The 15,073-nt window shown below is 60.9% G+C and carries 14 protein-coding genes; 11 read left to right on the top strand and 3 right to left on the bottom strand.

From position 1 onward, the window contains the following. Positions 1-4: 4 nt before the first annotated feature. Entirely contained in the window at positions 5-781 is a 777-nt protein-coding gene (locus tag CUJ84_RS16190) for a 3-hydroxybutyrate dehydrogenase (protein WP_105006948.1), read from the bottom strand. Positions 782-1,039: 258 nt separating this feature from the next. On the opposite strand from CUJ84_RS16190, the gene glpK reads away from it, so the two are divergent. The 6 genes from glpK to map all read left to right on the top strand — a co-directional run bounded on the left by glpK (position 1,040) and on the right by map (position 7,126). After that, a complete protein-coding gene (glpK, locus tag CUJ84_RS16185; RefSeq protein WP_105006947.1) occupies positions 1,040-2,533 on the top strand; it encodes a glycerol kinase GlpK in 1,494 nt (497 codons plus the stop codon). A gap of 172 nt (positions 2,534-2,705) precedes the next feature. Next, entirely contained in the window at positions 2,706-3,080 is a 375-nt protein-coding gene (locus CUJ84_RS16180) for a YciI family protein (protein ID WP_018243128.1), read from the top strand. Next, positions 3,077-4,336 carry an RNA polymerase sigma factor gene (locus CUJ84_RS16175; RefSeq protein ID WP_105006946.1) on the top strand — a complete coding sequence of 420 codons (1,260 nt, stop codon included), beginning with the start codon at positions 3,077-3,079 and terminating at the stop codon, positions 4,334-4,336. Before CUJ84_RS16180 ends, CUJ84_RS16175 begins: the two co-directional genes overlap by 4 nt. Before the next feature lie 100 nt (positions 4,337-4,436). Next, on the top strand, positions 4,437-4,904 hold the full coding sequence (locus tag CUJ84_RS16170) for an SRPBCC family protein (RefSeq protein ID WP_105006945.1): 468 nt from the start codon (positions 4,437-4,439) through the stop codon (positions 4,902-4,904). A gap of 255 nt (positions 4,905-5,159) precedes the next feature. Next, the gene (locus tag CUJ84_RS16165; protein ID WP_105008212.1) at positions 5,160-6,221 is read left to right on the top strand and encodes an LLM class flavin-dependent oxidoreductase; all 1,062 of its coding nucleotides are present in this window, start codon (positions 5,160-5,162) and stop codon (positions 6,219-6,221) included. 146 nt (positions 6,222-6,367) lie between these two features. Then, positions 6,368-7,126, top strand: coding sequence for a type I methionyl aminopeptidase (gene map / locus CUJ84_RS16160; RefSeq protein WP_012758531.1), 759 nt, complete (start codon positions 6,368-6,370; stop codon positions 7,124-7,126). Between the two features lie 160 nt (positions 7,127-7,286). Here map and CUJ84_RS16155 read toward each other — a convergent pair whose 3' ends face one another. Then, a complete protein-coding gene (locus CUJ84_RS16155) occupies positions 7,287-7,862 on the bottom strand; it encodes a PadR family transcriptional regulator (protein WP_105006944.1) in 576 nt (191 codons plus the stop codon). A 167-nt stretch (positions 7,863-8,029) separates the two neighbouring features. Here CUJ84_RS16155 and CUJ84_RS16150 point away from each other — a divergent pair, with 167 nt between their 5' ends. Both CUJ84_RS16150 and sbmA read left to right on the top strand, forming a co-directional pair. After that, on the top strand, positions 8,030-9,214 hold the full coding sequence (locus CUJ84_RS16150) for a YbfB/YjiJ family MFS transporter (protein WP_105006943.1): 1,185 nt from the start codon (positions 8,030-8,032) through the stop codon (positions 9,212-9,214). Between the two features lie 124 nt (positions 9,215-9,338). Then, on the top strand, positions 9,339-10,604 hold the full coding sequence (sbmA, locus tag CUJ84_RS16145) for a peptide antibiotic transporter SbmA (protein WP_017994865.1): 1,266 nt from the start codon (positions 9,339-9,341) through the stop codon (positions 10,602-10,604). A gap of 271 nt (positions 10,605-10,875) precedes the next feature. On the opposite strand, the gene CUJ84_RS16140 is transcribed toward sbmA, so the two are convergent. Further along, positions 10,876-11,862, bottom strand: coding sequence for a polysaccharide deacetylase (locus CUJ84_RS16140; RefSeq protein WP_105008211.1), 987 nt, complete (start codon positions 11,860-11,862; stop codon positions 10,876-10,878). 121 nt (positions 11,863-11,983) lie between these two features. On the opposite strand from CUJ84_RS16140, the gene CUJ84_RS16135 reads away from it, so the two are divergent. From CUJ84_RS16135 to der, 3 genes are all read left to right on the top strand, one after another. Beyond that, positions 11,984-12,568 (top strand): NnrU family protein, encoded by a 585-nt coding sequence (locus CUJ84_RS16135; protein WP_105006942.1) that lies wholly within the window; start codon positions 11,984-11,986, stop codon positions 12,566-12,568. A gap of 331 nt (positions 12,569-12,899) precedes the next feature. Further along, positions 12,900-13,583 carry a tetratricopeptide repeat protein gene (locus CUJ84_RS16130; RefSeq protein ID WP_028732950.1) on the top strand — a complete coding sequence of 228 codons (684 nt, stop codon included), beginning with the start codon at positions 12,900-12,902 and terminating at the stop codon, positions 13,581-13,583. Positions 13,584-13,601: 18 nt separating this feature from the next. Continuing rightward, positions 13,602-15,026, top strand: coding sequence for a ribosome biogenesis GTPase Der (gene der / locus CUJ84_RS16125; RefSeq protein WP_105006941.1), 1,425 nt, complete (start codon positions 13,602-13,604; stop codon positions 15,024-15,026). The last annotated feature ends 47 nt before the right edge of the window (positions 15,027-15,073 follow it).

Raw genomic sequence — 15,073 nt, 5'->3', positions numbered from 1 at the left:
ATGGTTAAGCCGCCGTCCAGCCACCGTCAATCGAGATGTGCGTTCCGGTCACTTGCCGGGCGGCATCGCTGGCGAGATAGAGCGACAATGCGCCGATTTCCTCGGCCTTGACGAATTCATGCGTCGGCTGCGCCTTGAGGATGACCTCGCTCTTTACCTGTTCCTCGGTCATGCCGCGGGCCTTGGCGGTATCCGGTATCTGCTTCTCGACGAGCGGCGTCAGCACGTAGCCGGGGCAGATGGCGTTCACGGTCACGCCGAATTCGGCAAGTTCCAGCGCTGCCGTCTTCGTCAGGCCTAATATACCATGTTTTGCCGCGACATAGGCGGATTTGAAGGGTGAGGCGACGAGCCCGTGGGCCGAGGCGATATTGATGATGCGGCCGTACTTCTTCGCCTTCATCAGCGGGATCGCGGCGCGCATGGTATGAAAGGAGCTCGACAGATTGATCGCAATGATCTGATCCCATTTCTCGATCGGGAAATCCTCGATCTTCTCGACATGCTGGATGCCGGCATTGTTGACCAGGACATCGACGCCGCCGAAGGTCTTGGCCGCCGTTTCGATCAGGTCGGCGATCTCGGCGGGCTTGGTCATGTCGGCCGGATGATAGAGCGCCCGGCCTTTGGACAATGATTCAAGCCGCTCGACGATCGCCTTGATTTCATCGGCCTTTCCGAAGCCGTTGATGACGATGTTGTCGCCCGTTTCTGCGAAGGCAGTGGCGATCGCAAGGCCGATGCCGCTGGTGGAACCGGTGACGACGACTGTTCTGCTCATGCTGTTCTCCCTGAAATGGCGATGCTGCGTTGCAGCGTTAGCTGCGAGGTTATGCCCAAAGCCGTCGGGCTGGCAATTCCGCTTTATTCGCTTTTCTCACCCGCATCCGTGTCCTATTGATTTGTCACGATAATCGACATGCAAGAGCATTTCCGTTTTTCTCCGAATCACGGAAATGCTCTATGTCTTTGTTCACGCAATTCCGGACGCAAAACCGCTGCGCACTTTTGCTGGAATTGCTCTAGCGGGAGGGTTTTCATGAGTGGATATGTTCTGGCGATCGATCAGGGAACGACGTCGACACGGGCAATCGTCTTCGATGGCGACATGCATGTCGCCGGCAAGGGTCAGAAGGAATTCACCCAGATCTATCCGCGCTCCGGCTGGGTCGAGCACGATCCCGAGGAGATCTGGGATTCGGTCGTCTCCACCGTCCACATGGCGCTGCGCGATGCCGGGATCGAGGCTAGGGATCTTGCTGCACTCGGCATCACCAATCAGCGCGAGACCGTTGTCGTCTGGGAGCGCGAGACGGGCCGCCCGATCCAGAATGCCATCGTCTGGCAGGACCGGCGCACGGCAAGCTATTGCGACAATCTGAAAAGGCAGGATCTCGAGCGGCTGTTCACGAAGAAGACCGGCCTGATCCTCGATCCCTATTTTTCCGGCACCAAACTTTCCTGGATGCTTGCAAACGTGAAGGGCGCCCGGGCGCGTGCTGCCAGGGGCGATCTCTGCTTCGGCACGATCGACACCTTCCTGATCTGGCGGCTGACGGGAGGGAAGAGCTTCGTCACCGATGCCACCAATGCCTCGCGCACGCTGATGTACAACATCGCCGAAAACGCGTGGGACGAGGATCTGCTCGATATTCTGAGGGTCCCTACCGCAATGCTCCCGGAGGTCAAGGATTGCGCCGCGGATTTCGGCACGGTCGATCTTGATATCTTCGGTGCTGCCATCCCCATCCTCGGCGTTGCCGGCGACCAGCAGGCGGCGACCATTGGCCAGGCGTGTTTTGCGCCGGGCATGATGAAATCGACCTACGGCACTGGCTGTTTCGCACTGCTCAACACCGGCGCCGACATGGTGCGCTCCAAAAATCGGCTACTGACTACCATCGCCTATCGCCTGAACGGCGAGACGACCTATGCGCTGGAGGGTTCGATCTTCATCGCGGGTGCGGCCGTGCAGTGGCTGCGGGACGGGCTCGGCATCATCGGCAGCGCGGCGGAGACCAATGCGCTTGCCGAAAGGGCCGATCCGACCCAGGAGGTTTATCTCGTGCCAGCCTTCACCGGCCTCGGCGCGCCGCACTGGGATGCCAAGGCGCGCGGCGCGATCTTCGGGTTGACGCGCAACAGCGGCCCCGCCGAACTCTCCCGGGCGGCGCTGGAGGCCGTCTGCTATCAGACCCGCGACCTGCTCGATGCCATGCAGAAAGACTGGAAGAACGGCGCCGACGACACCGTCCTGCGCGTCGACGGCGGCATGGTCGCCTCCGACTGGACGATGCAGCGTCTTGCCGATCTGCTTGACGCCCCGGTCGATCGCCCGGTGATCCTGGAGACGACGGCGCTGGGGGCTGCCTGGCTCGCCGGCAGTCGGGCAGGGGTGTGGCCGGACCGGGACGGTTTTTCGGCGACCTGGAAACGGGATCGGCGGTTCGAACCAGACATGGACGAGAAGGTGCGGGCGGCAAAACTCAAGGGTTGGAAGAATGCGGTCAGGCGGACCTTGAGCGAAGGCTGAGGGGTGATCAGCGCCGTACCATAGCTCCGCTTGTCCCGGGAGATGCCCGGCAATTTCTGCAGCCACGGTGTCGCCGTTGCTTCGAAAGATCACGAATTCCCGTCAATAATTTTTTGATGCGGCCTGTCGGGTAAGCGGTTACTCCTTCGTCATTCAAAAAGAGGAGTGAGCGATGCTTTATGCAATCCTTTGTTACGCCCATGAGGAAACCGTCTTCGCCTGGACCAAGGAGGAAGAAGCTGCCGTCATGGAGAAACTCTACGCCGTGCAGGAGCCGCTTGCCGCATCCGGCAAACTCGGCCCCGTCGGACGACTGATGCCGACGACGGCTGCGACCACGGTGCGCAAGGGCAAGGACGAGCCCTTGGTCATCGATGGGCCTTTTGCGGAAACGAAAGAGGCGCTTCTCGGCTTCTACGTCGTCGACTTTGAAACGCTCGACGAGGCGATCGGCTTCTCGAAGCAGCTTTCATCCGTCAATCCAGGTTCCACCTCTTACGAAATTCGGCCTTTCTACGTCTTCAGGCCCGGAGATGCTTCATCATGACAGACATTGCCTGGATCGACCTCGCGCTTGCATCGGCCCGCCCGAAGGCGCTCGGCGCCCTGCTGCGCTATTTCCGCAATCTCGATACCGCGGAAGAGGCGTTTCAGGAGGCGTGTCTGAGGGCGATCCGGACATGGCCGGAGAAAGGGCCACCGCGCGATCCCACAGCCTGGCTTATCTTCGTCGGTCGCAACAGCGGCATCGATTCGGTGCGCAAACGGGCGAAGATCCAGGCTCTGCCGGATGAGGACGTCATTTCCGATACCGAGGATGCCGAAAGCGATATCGTCGAGCGGCTGGACGATTCCAACTATCGCGACGATATTCTGCGGCTGCTGTTCATCTGCTGCCATCCCGATCTACCCGCGACCCAGCAGATCGCGCTGGCGCTGCGCATCGTCTCCGGCCTTTCGGTGCCGCAGATCGCGCGCGCCTTCCTGGTTTCCGAGAGCGCCATGGAACAGCGCATTACCCGGGCCAAGGCGCGCGTCGCCAAGGCCGGCGTGCCTTTCGAAACGCCGAGCCCGCAGGAGAGGGCCGAACGGCTCTCGATCGTCAGCACGATGATCTACCTGATCTTCAACGAGGGCTACAGCCAGGCCGATCCCAGGCATGAGGCGGCTGCCTTCAGCGACGAAGCGATCCGGCTGGCGCGATTGATGCTGCATATCTTCCCATCCGAACCGGAGCTGATGGGGCTGCTTGCGCTCATGCTCCTGCAGATCTCGCGCCGGCCGGCGCGCTTCAACGCCGGAGACGAGATCGTGCTGCTCGAAGATCAGGACCGGTCGCTCTGGAACCGGCCCTTCGTCAACGAGGCCTTAGCGCTACTCGACAAGGCGCTACGCCATCGTCAGCCCGCTCCTTATCAGATTCAGGCAGCCATCGCCGCTGTTCACTCCCGCGCAAAACGCGCTGAAGATACAGACTGGGTGGAGATCGATCTGCTCTATCGCGCGCTGGAGCGTCTCCAGCCGTCGCCTGTCGTAACGCTCAACCGGGCCGTCGTCGTCTCCAAGCTCCAGGGTGCGCAGGATGCGCTCGACCTCATCGATCCGCTTGGCGAAAAACTCGGCGGCTATTTCTACTATCACGGCCTGCGGGGCGGATTGCTGAAGCAGCTTGGCTTGACCAGCCAAGCGCGCGAAGCCTTCGACCGCGCCATTGCACTGGCCCATTCGGCGGCAGAGGCAGCCCATATCCGCCGGCAGATCGACAAGATGCAGGAAGATGCCACGCAGCCGATCGCAAAATAAAATGCGAAGAAGCCGGCGGGCTGTCGGAACGGCGAACTTCGACACGTCCTTGTAACAACCTGACAGGAAACAGGTTTCATTCAAATGGAGAGATGTCGACATGACCGCCAGCACGCAACATGAACTCGTCCTCGTTCGCGAATTCGATGCGCCGCGCGAGAAGATCTACAAAGCATGGACCGATCCTGATCTGATGAAGCAATGGTTCGTGCCGCGTCCCTGGGGTGTGACGGAAGCGACGCTCGACGTCCGCTCCGGCGGTTCCAGCGTCATCGTCATGCATGACCCCGAGGGCAATCAGTACCCAAACCGCGGCGTCTATCTCGAGATCATCGAGAACGAGAAGATCGTCTTCACCGATGCCTATACCAGCGCCTGGGTGCCTTCCGAGAAACCTTTCTTCACAGGCGTCATCCTGCTCGAAGATCTCGGCAACGGTCGCACGAAATATACGGCCAAGGCGCTGCACTGGCGCGCCGAGGACAAGGAAGCACACGAGAAGATGGGTTTCCACGAAGGATGGGGCAAGGCTGCGGACCAACTGGCGGAGCTGCTGGCGAAGATGTGAGCGGGGGGCGAGGCGGCGCGGCGAGACCGCGTCGTCCTGGCAGTTGAAGCATCGTCTAAGGCGGTTCGAAAGATGATTCCGCCGGCGCTTCGAAGTCGTTGAATTCAGATTCGAATTGGTCGCCGATCGATCTTCCAGATTCCCAAAGACATCATGTCGCCCATCGAAATTCTCGAACAGTCCGTTCCAGAATTTGTATTTGCGCTCTATCCCCGGCATCCTTATCTCAGCCGAGAATTCAACAGGATGCCGATGATGGAACTGGGGCTTTACACATTCGCCGACGTCAATCCCAACCCCTCCCGCAGCAAGGGCGCGGAAGGGGCGGAGCGGCTGAAGCATCTTATCGAGGAAATCGAGCTTGCCGATCAGGTGGGGCTCGACGTCTTCGGGCTCGGCGAGCATCACCGGCCGGACTATGCAGCGTCTGCTCCGGCGGTCGTCTTGGCCGCGGCCGCCGTCAAGACGAGGAATATCCGGCTGACCAGTGCGGTCACCGTGCTCTCGTCCGACGATCCGGTGCGCGTCTTCCAGCAGTTTTCGACGCTCGACCTGATCTCCAACGGCCGGGCCGAGATCATGGCGGGCCGCGGCTCCTTCATCGAGTCCTTCCCGCTGTTCGGCTATAATCTCGAAGACTACGACCAGCTTTTCGAGGAGAAGCTCGATCTGCTGCTGGCGCTGCGCGACGGCGAGGTTGTGGAATGGAAGGGTGAGCTTCGCGCGCCGATCAACGGGCGCGGCGTCTATCCCAGGCCGCTGCAGGATCCGCTGCCGCTCTGGGTTGCCGTTGGCGGCACGCCGCAGTCGGTGGCGCGCGCTGGCGCGCTGGGCCTGCCGGTCGCGCTGGCGATCATCGGCGGTGAGCCGCGTCGTTTTGCGCCGCTCTTCGATCTCTACCGCGAGGCGGCGCGCCGGGCAGGGCAGGATCAGGCGAAGCTGAAGACCAGCATCAACGTCCATGGCTTCATCGCCGATACAACGGAGGCGGCGGCCAACCAGTTCTACGGGCCTCAAGCCGAGGTGATGAACCGCATCGGCCGTGAGCGCGGCTGGGGACCGACGAACCGGGCGCATTTCGACATGTCGCGTGGGCCGAACGGCGCGCTCTTCGTCGGTGATCCTGAGGCGGTCGCCGAAAAGATCATCGCCCATCATGCACTCTTCAAGAACGACCGCTTCCTGCTGCAGATGGCGATCGGCCTGATGCCGCATGCCGAGATCATGCGCGGCATCGAGCTTTACGGCACGAAAGTCGCGCCGATCGTCAGAAAGGCATTGACTGAAAGGGGCGAAGAGGCGAAAGCCACGGCCTGACGAGCGCATAACGTCGAACATCGGAATCGATTTTCGAAAAAGGATTGTGCGCCACTTCAACGTGATGAGCGTCCTTCGCGCGTCCTGTCGAACGCGCGGCGCTCTGAGGCGGCCGCGGCCGTCCTGCGCAAGGCCGGAACAGACGAATGGTTATCGCAAACGACGACGAACTGGTAAAGCTCAAGGAGATCGGTCGCATCTGCGCCAACGCCATACAGGTGATGGCGGCGGCAATGGAACCCGGCATGACGACGCTGGAACTCGACCAGATCGGCCGCAAAGTGCTCGAGGATTCGGGCGCGCGTTCGGCGCCGGAGTTCTGCTACCAGTTTCCCGGCGCCACCTGCATCAGCATCAATGAGGAAATCGCCCACGGTATTCCCGGCCCGCGCGTCATCCGCGCGGGCGATCTCATCAATATCGACGTCTCGGCGGAAAAGGATGGCTTCTTCGCCGATACCGGCGCCTCCTTCACCATGCCGCCGGTCAAGCCGAAGATCGAGCGGCTCTGCCGCGACGGCAAGCGGGCGCTTTGGATCGGGCTCAACCAGGTCAAATCGGGCGAGCCGCTGGCAAAGATCGGCACAGCCGTCGGCGCCTTTGCGCAGAAGAACCGCTATACGCTGGTCGCCAATCTGGCGAGCCACGGCGTCGGCCGCTCCCTGCATGAGGAGCCGGCCGAGCTCTCGACCTGGCCGGACCCTTCGGAAAAGCGGATGATGACGGAAGGTCTCGTCTTCACCGTCGAGCCGTTTCTCTCACTCGGCGCGACATGGGCCGAAGGCGGCGACGATGCCTGGACGCTCTATGCCGATCCGAAGGCGCCGACCGTGCAATACGAACACACGGTGGTGGCGACGCGCAACGGGCCGGTGATTCTGACCTTGCCGGATGAGCGGGCGTAGGGCGTTAGGGAGCGCCTCGCCCTTCAAGGTTTGCATCTCCACGACGCTTTGTAGGGTGCGCCCACTTCTCCTCCCTCATTCCTGTGCCTGTCACAGGAATGAGGGAGGAGAGGTTAGCGCACTCGTCAACTCACCGAGCTTTGGTGGCCAGCCTTGCTCTTTAACCCCGCGTTCCCGGCCTGCCGCCTTGCAGGATTTCGGTGGCCGCGCGTTCGAGGATGCCGGCGATGCGGGCGGCTTCGGGTTTCGACCAGGGATAGCGCATCCGCATGGCCGAGCGCAGCAGCATGCGGGCGGCGCGGATATCACCACCGTCCTGCATGAAATCGCCGTCATCGCCTTCGTCGGCGCTGTGACGGTCGGCTTCGAAGACACGCTTCACATGGGCCATCTTCTCGCCGATGCGTTCCAGCTTGGCGAACGTATGCAGGATCATGGCGCGGTTTTCCTCGATGCGCCCGCGGCCTGCCTCGGTGATGCGGTAGAGCTTCTTGGCGCCCTCCACCTCGACCTCGGCAAGGCCGGTTTCCTCGAGATAGGTGAGGGCGGGATAGATGACGCCGGGGCTCGGCACGTAGAAGCCGCCGGACCGCTCCTCCAGCAACTTTATCAATTCATAGCCGTGGCGCGGTTGCTCAGCGAGCAGGGCCAAGATGACGAGCTGCAGGTCGCCCGCCGCGAATTTGCGGCCCATACGGAAATCTCCGCCGAACATGCCGCCTTTAAAACCTCTCATGGGTCTTCCTTTCATCGTTAGATGTATCGTTGACTATGTCGTAAAACATATATCGTAAGATAATTGTTTTCAAGAGGGGGTGAAAATTTCCGACGTTTCGGGAAATTGATCGATCGATCAGAATTACTTGATTGTGATGCCGGTGCTGCAGCGCGATAAACACGAACATGCTCGCCCGCACCCGAAACTCCCCACCGAACCTCGTCTCCACCGCCGCTGCCGGCGCCGTTGCCATGGCTGCTGCCATGGGCTTCGGGCGCTTCTCCTACACGCCGATCCTGCCCGGTATGATCAGCGGTGTGCCGCTTTCGGCGGCGGATGCAGGCTTCATCGCGTCGGCGAACTTCGTCGGTTATCTCGTCGGCGCAGTGCTAGCCGCCTATGGCTGGGCGGCGGGGCGGGAGCGGCTGGTGGCGCTGTTGTCGCTGCTGGCAACCGCGATCCTGCTTGCCGCCATGGCCGCCACCGATTCCGTCGCCGTCTTTGCCATTATTCGTTTCTTGGCCGGTGTCGCCAGCGCCTTTGCGATGGTCTTCACCTCGTCGATCGTTCTCAGCCACGGGGCTGCCGCCGGTAACGATCATGTGCAGGCGGCGCATTTCGGCGGGCCGGGAGCGGGCATCGCGCTGTCCTCGGTCATGGTGTTTCTGATCGGCCTCGGCTTTCACGACGGGCCGGGCGGCTGGCGGGCCGACTGGATCGGCGGAGCGCTTTATTGCGCGGCAAGCCTCGTCGTCGTCTTCCTGCTATTGCCGTCGACGCCGGCGCAATCAGCGCAGGCGGGCAGGGAGCCGCCGCTCATCTGGAACCGGCCGATGGTGCTGCTGACGCTGTCCTACGGTCTATTCGGCTTCGGCTACGTCATCACCGCGACCTTCCTCGTCACCATCGCACGTCTTTCTGCAACGGGACCCTTCGTCGAATTCCTCTGCTGGTTCATCGCCGGCCTGACGGCTGCGGTGGCGCTGTTTGCCTGGAAACCGCTGGTCAAGCCGCTCGGGCTTGGCGGCGTCTACGTCGCAGCCCTTCTGGTCGAGGCCGCCGGCGTGCTTGCGACCGTGGCGCTGCCGCCTTCCGTCGCACCGCTGATCGGCGGGGCGCTGTTCGGGGCGACGTTCCTGGCGATCACCGCTTACGGGCTGCAGATCGGCCGCAAGCTTTCGCCTGACAGTCCGCGGCGGATCCTGGCGATGATGACAGCCGCCTTCGGCGTCGGCCAGATCGTCGGGCCCGTTGTCGCCGGCTGGATCGCCGAGCGCAGTGGCAATTTCACCGTGCCGACAGTGATCGCCGCCATAGCACTCGTCGCCTGCGCAGCGCTGGTGATGCCGGTGATCAAGAAAATCTCTTAACCGGTTACATCTCCGTAACAATCGGCTGAACCCATTGCTGCTTCCTTGGAACTGCCTTAGTTTCCGGCACAATCAGTGTTGACGACACTCCCGAGACTCACAGTTCAGGAAAGCAAAGCCCCCCGTGTTTCATTCGTTTTTTCCCCGACCGAAGCTGTTTTTCACCTCCGCGGTCGCATGGACGCTCGCCTGCGTTTTCTTTTGGTATTTCGCAGGCATTGGCCTTTTGACCAATCTTGGCTTTCCTCCACTGTCGGAGGATGCACAGCCAGTCGGAGCCGCGTTCTTTGTCGCACCTACCAATTTGCTATTTTATCTATTTTTCATACTTTGCTCCGCTTTGTTCTGCGGTGTATGGCACGTCCTCGCCCACGCGCATCCTTGGAAAATATGGTCGGTCTGGGGATCGGCGCTGATTATTTTCATTACGTATTTCGGCGTTCAAATGGATGTGGCAATTAATGTTTGGCGAGGACCTTTCTTTGATCTTCTTCAAAATGCACTTGCCGGAAAACCGGGCATCACCAATGAGAACTTCTATTATTTGATCTTGAAGTTCTTGGAGATCGGTACGGTGGGCGTGATTGTGTCCGTGGCGTCTGCATTTCTCATCAACCACTATGTGTTGAGATGGCGCGTGGCGATGAACGATTTCTACATGTCGAAGTGGCAGAAACTTCGTCATATCGAAGGAGCGTCGCAGCGTGTCCAGGAAGACACGATGCGGTTTGCAAACATCATCGAAGGCCTCGGCGTCAGCCTCATCGGCTCGGTCATGACGCTTATCGTCTTCCTGCCAATCCTGTCAGCGCTATCGGCCCATGTAACCGATCTTCCAATCCTTGGAGCGGTTCCGAATTCCCTCGTCTGGCTCGCGCTTGGTTGGTCGGTATTAGGCACCGTCCTCCTGGCTGTCGTCGGCGTAAAACTGCCAGGATTGAATTTTCGCAACCAACGTGTTGAGGCGGCTTATCGCAAAGAACTCGTCTACGGCGAAGATCATGAAGATAGAGCCCAACCGGTAACCGTCGCCGAGCTGTTCTCGAATGTCAGGCGAAACTATTTCCGTATGTATTTTCATTATCTTTATTTCAATGTTGCACGTTATTCATACGGGCAGCTTGATGCGATATTTCTTTATTTCGTTTTGGTGCCGACGTTCGTCGCGCATAAGATCACGCTTGGGATATGGCAGCAGATTGCTACCGCTTTTGGCCAGGTCAGCAATTCGTTCCAATACCTCGTGAGTTCCTGGACGACGATCATCGAACTACTCTCCATCCACAAACGCCTCCAGGCCTTCGAAGCGGCAATCGACGACGAGCCGCTGCCTGAGATCGACCAGCGCTATCTGGAGCGTGAGGCGGGTATTGTTCACGCCGACGGCTGATGGAGCGGGGGTATTCTGCGAGCGATCGGAAGGTTCGCGTCGGCGGCACCCGTCCGCCCTGTCGGGCACCGAGCGGGGTCGAGCCACAGGTCTCGACCCGTCCTTCGGACCTCCGGTGGGTAGAATGGGGAATCGCAGCGTCGCAACGAATCTCTTCTCCCCAGCGGGGAGAAGATGCCGGCAGGTAGATGAGGGGGCGGCACGGCATGCCGTCTCGTTCAAGGAAATCTGGAGACACCTTGCCGTCTCTACAGCATTTCCTTAGACGCCATCAAAGACCTGACGTCTGCAATTTCCCGCGGTCCTCGATCATCGGGATCGCTTCCGAATAGCTGACGCAGGCGACGTCATCCCGGTGGCAGACGTCGCTGACCAGTCGGTCGAGCGCGCGCCAATAGGCGCCGCCGTTCATTTCGACGAAGTGGAAACCGAGCTGTAGCGGGATGCGGTTGCCGGCATATTGCTTGTCGAAAGCTTCCTTGAAGGCGGCATAGGCGCGATCCTCGAATTCCGCGGAATCGGCCGTATCCTCCTCACCCTTGGAATGGCGGACGAAGAGATTGTAGTCCATGCCGATGATCGGCTTCTCGTTCGGGCCTTCGGGGATCAGCGGCAGGCCGAAGCGGATGATGCCGTCTTCCTCGACAGGCATGGCAGGCCCTTTGGTGACGAGGCTCGCGTCATAGGTGAAGCCCGCCTTCTTTTCGGCGGCGATCATGTCAGCGCCCGCTGTCGCCGAGAGATAGGGGGCGCGAAAGCCCTTGATGCCGTGATCGACCAGATCCTGCCAGCCGGCCGGCTCCTCGAGGCCGACGCTCTTCCAGGCGTTTTTCAAAGTCGCATGAAAGGTTGCGTATTCGGCCGACCAGTCGGCCTCGCTCCAGAGGCGGCCGTCGAAATGACCGCAGGCATGGCTCGATATATCGTGGCCTTCGAGATGGGCGTGCCAGATATTGCCGAGGCGCTCGCGGATCTCGTCGTCGCTCTGGGCGAAGCCGACATTGGATTTTCCGCGCTTCTGGTGCGGCGCCTGGTAGGTCTTCTTCGCCGCCTCGTCCATCAGGAAGGTGCAGGAAAGGAAATAAGTGAAATGAGCGCTGTTTTTCGCCGCCATCTCGCGGCTCTTCAGCCAGAGCGCGTTGTCGTGGGCGCCGTCGAAGGAAATGATGACGAGCTGTTTCGGCCGGTCGGCCGCCTCTGCAACTGCCGGAACGAGGAGCGAGACAGAAAGGCAGGCGGAGAGGAGGGAACGAGACATGGGCACCGCGACAATTTGTTCGCGGTTTCCCTCCGATAGAATTGCGGCGAAGCTGCGGTCGCGCTGGCATTTTTTCACGCCACCGGCTAAGCCAACACAAACGGCACGGAAGGGATCCGCAATGACATTGCTTATCGTCGGCATCATACTTTTCCTCGGGGTGCATCTGGTGCGGGTGGTGTCGCCGGACTTTCGCCGCTCGATGATTGCAAGCCTCGGCGAGAAGGGCTGGCGGGCGGCCTATTCGATCGCCAGCCTCGCCACGCTGATCCTGTTGATCTACGGCTTCGGGCAGGCCCGGCAGGTAACCGGCATGCTCTACAATCCACCGGTCTGGATGGCGCATATAACAATCACGCTGATGCTGATCGCGATGATCTGTCTCGTCGCCTCGCTGCTGCCGGCGGGGCATATCGCGACCAAGACCAAGCATCCGATGGTGCTGTCGGTGAAGATCTGGGCGCTGGCGCACCTGCTCGCCAATGGCGAGACGTCGTCGGTCCTGCTGTTTGCCGCCTTTCTCGCCTGGGGCGTCATCCTGCGCATTTCCCTGAAACGGCGGCAGCGGGCGGGCGAGATCACGCTCCGACCGTTCGTCTCGGCCAAATACGACCTCTATGCCATCATCATCGGCATCGTCGTCTGGGCGCTGATCATCTGGAAGCTGCACGAATGGTTGATCGGCGTTTCGCCGCTCGTCATCTGACCCGCGCATAACCCCAAAAATCGATTCCGATTTTTGGAAAGGATTATACGCGGATTCAAAGTGTTAGAGCGTCCTTAGCGCGTCCTGTTGGACGCGCGGCGCTCTAGAGCGGTTCAGCTTTTCATGGAAGCTCAGAGCCGCTCTAACCTTTTGTTTCTACGCAATTCCCGGCAAAAGCGCTTCGCGCTTTACCTGGGAAAACCGCTTCGCACTTTTCCTGGAATTGCTCTAATCTTTCACATCCCCCTTACAACAGCTGCAAAATGGAGTAGAAGGCCCGACAATATGCGTTTTGCATGGTGTATGGGTATTTCCGCGGCCGGAGACGAGAATGGCATTCAACGACGACAGCTTCATCCGTGAAGTCAATGAGGAATTGCGATCCGACCAGATGAAGGGCGTCTGGCGCCGGTTCGGCCGCTATATCATCGTCGTCGCCATTCTGATCGTCGTCGGCACAGCCGGCAAGGTTCTCTACGAGTATTGGGACGACAACCGTTCCTCCGGCACCGGCGACCAGTTCCTGGCGGCGATGAAGCTTGCCGACGAGAACAAGAACGACGAGGCGCTGGCCGCGCTCGACAAGCTCGAGAAGGAAGGCCATGGCGCCTATCCGGTGCTGGCGCGGATGCGGGCCGCGACCGTCCAGGTGCAGAAGGGCGATACCGCCGCGGCGATCGCCGCCTTCAACGAGATCGGCAAGGACAATGCCGTTCCGGCCGCCGTGCGCGATGCCGCCAAGATGCGTGCCGGCTGGCTGCTCATCGAGAACGGTGCTTACGAACAGGTTTCGGCCGCGATCGAGGAAATGGCCGTTCCCGGGAACGCCTTCCGTCATTCGGCGCGCGAGGCACTCGGCCTTGCCGCTTACAAAGCCGGCAACATGGCGCAGGCGCGGCAGTGGTTCCAGTCGATCGTCGACGATACCGACAGCCCACGCAATGTTGCCAATCGCGCCCATATGATGCTTGATCTGATTACCGCATCCGGCAAGGCGCCCGCCGCTCAGGGCTGATCGCGTTAAGGACAAGATATGAGTTTCACGGTCGCGATCGTCGGTCGTCCGAATGTCGGCAAGTCGACACTTTTCAACCGGCTGGTAGGCAAGAAGCTTGCGCTTGTCGACGACACGCCGGGTGTTACCCGCGACCGCCGGCCGGGCGATGCGCGGCTGATGGGCCTGACCTTCACGATCATCGACACGGCTGGTCTGGAAGAGGCCGACGCAGAAAGTCTGCAGGGCCGGATGCGGGCGCAGACGGAAGCGGCGATCGACGAGGCGGATCTTTCGCTTTTCGTCGTCGACGCCAAGAGCGGATTGACGCCCGTCGATACCGACCTTGCCGAAATGCTGCGCCGTCGCGGCAAGCCGGTGGTGCTTGTCGCCAACAAATCCGAAGCGCGGGGCTCCGACAGCGGCTTCTATGACGCCTACACGCTCGGGCTCGGCGAGCCGACGCCGATTTCGGCCGAACATGGGCAGGGCATGCTCGATTTGCGCGATGCGATCGTTGCGGCAATCGGCGAGGACCGGGCCTATCCCGCCAAGGAGGATGTCGCCGTTACGGATGTCGACATTCCGCAGACGGAAGGCGAGGACAGCGACGCGGACGAAGAGCCGGCCTATGACGAGACGAAGCCGCTCAGGGTGGCGATCGTCGGCCGGCCGAATGCCGGAAAATCGACGCTGATCAACCGCTTCCTCGGCGAGGACCGGCTTTTGACCGGGCCGGAGGCAGGCATTACCCGCGACTCCATCTCGGTCGAATGGGACTGGCGCGGCCGCACCATCAAGATGTTCGATACGGCAGGCATGCGCCGCAAGGCGCGGGTGATCGAGAAGCTGGAGAAGCTTTCGGTTGCCGATGCGCTGCGCGCCATCCGCTTCGCGGAAACCGTCGTCATCGTCTTCGATGCGACGATCCCTTTCGAAAAGCAGGACCTGCAGATCGTCGACCTCGTGCTGCGCGAGGGCCGTGCCGCTGTGCTCGCCTTCAACAAGTGGGACATGATCGAGGACCGGCAGGCGGTGCTTGCGGATCTGCGCGAAAAGACCGACCGGCTGCTGCCGCAGGCGCGCGGCATCCGCGCCGTGCCGATCTCCGGCCAGACCGGCTGGGGACTGGACAAGCTGATGCAGGCGATCATCGACACGGACAGGGTCTGGAACAAACGCATCTCGACGGCGCGGCTCAACCGCTGGCTGGAGACACAGCAGATTCAGCATCCGCCTCCGGCCGTTTCCGGCCGCCGCATCAAGCTGAAATACATGACGCAGGTAAAGGCCCGCCCGCCGGCCTTCATGATCTCCTGCACCCGCTCGGATGCGCTACCGGAATCCTATACACGCTATCTGATCAACGGGTTGCGCGCCGATTTCGACATGCCGAGCGTGCCGATCCGTATCCATTTCCGCTCGCCTGAAAATCCGTTCGAGGGCAAGAAGAGGCGGACGTAGGCGGGGAGCTTGCACTGATTGGTGGGGCATTGCGCGCGCGTCGTGGA

The organism is Rhizobium leguminosarum (assembly GCF_002953715.1).
Classification (GTDB): Bacteria; Pseudomonadota; Alphaproteobacteria; order Rhizobiales; family Rhizobiaceae; genus Rhizobium; species Rhizobium leguminosarum_V.
The sequence above is the reverse complement of the archived record's forward strand: the minus strand, read 5'-3'. Positions and strand labels throughout refer to the sequence as shown.

Excerpts from the sequence above, each read along its gene's own strand:
- CUJ84_RS16190 (WP_105006948.1), bottom strand. The coding sequence starts at position 781 with ATGAGCAGAACAGTCGTCGTCACCGGTTCCACCAGCGGCATCGGCCTT.
- glpK (WP_105006947.1), top strand. The coding sequence starts at position 1,040 with ATGAGTGGATATGTTCTGGCGATCGATCAGGGAACGACGTCGACACGG.
- CUJ84_RS16180 (WP_018243128.1), top strand. The coding sequence starts at position 2,706 with ATGCTTTATGCAATCCTTTGTTACGCCCATGAGGAAACCGTCTTCGCC.
- CUJ84_RS16175 (WP_105006946.1), top strand. The coding sequence starts at position 3,077 with ATGACAGACATTGCCTGGATCGACCTCGCGCTTGCATCGGCCCGCCCG.
- CUJ84_RS16170 (WP_105006945.1), top strand. The coding sequence starts at position 4,437 with ATGACCGCCAGCACGCAACATGAACTCGTCCTCGTTCGCGAATTCGAT.
- CUJ84_RS16165 (WP_105008212.1), top strand. The coding sequence starts at position 5,160 with ATGGAACTGGGGCTTTACACATTCGCCGACGTCAATCCCAACCCCTCC.
- map (WP_012758531.1), top strand. The coding sequence starts at position 6,368 with ATGGTTATCGCAAACGACGACGAACTGGTAAAGCTCAAGGAGATCGGT.
- CUJ84_RS16155 (WP_105006944.1), bottom strand. The coding sequence starts at position 7,862 with ATGAGAGGTTTTAAAGGCGGCATGTTCGGCGGAGATTTCCGTATGGGC.
- CUJ84_RS16150 (WP_105006943.1), top strand. The coding sequence starts at position 8,030 with ATGCTCGCCCGCACCCGAAACTCCCCACCGAACCTCGTCTCCACCGCC.
- CUJ84_RS16140 (WP_105008211.1), bottom strand. The coding sequence starts at position 11,862 with ATGTCTCGTTCCCTCCTCTCCGCCTGCCTTTCTGTCTCGCTCCTCGTT.
- CUJ84_RS16135 (WP_105006942.1), top strand. The coding sequence starts at position 11,984 with ATGACATTGCTTATCGTCGGCATCATACTTTTCCTCGGGGTGCATCTG.
- CUJ84_RS16130 (WP_028732950.1), top strand. The coding sequence starts at position 12,900 with ATGGCATTCAACGACGACAGCTTCATCCGTGAAGTCAATGAGGAATTG.
- der (WP_105006941.1), top strand. The coding sequence starts at position 13,602 with ATGAGTTTCACGGTCGCGATCGTCGGTCGTCCGAATGTCGGCAAGTCG.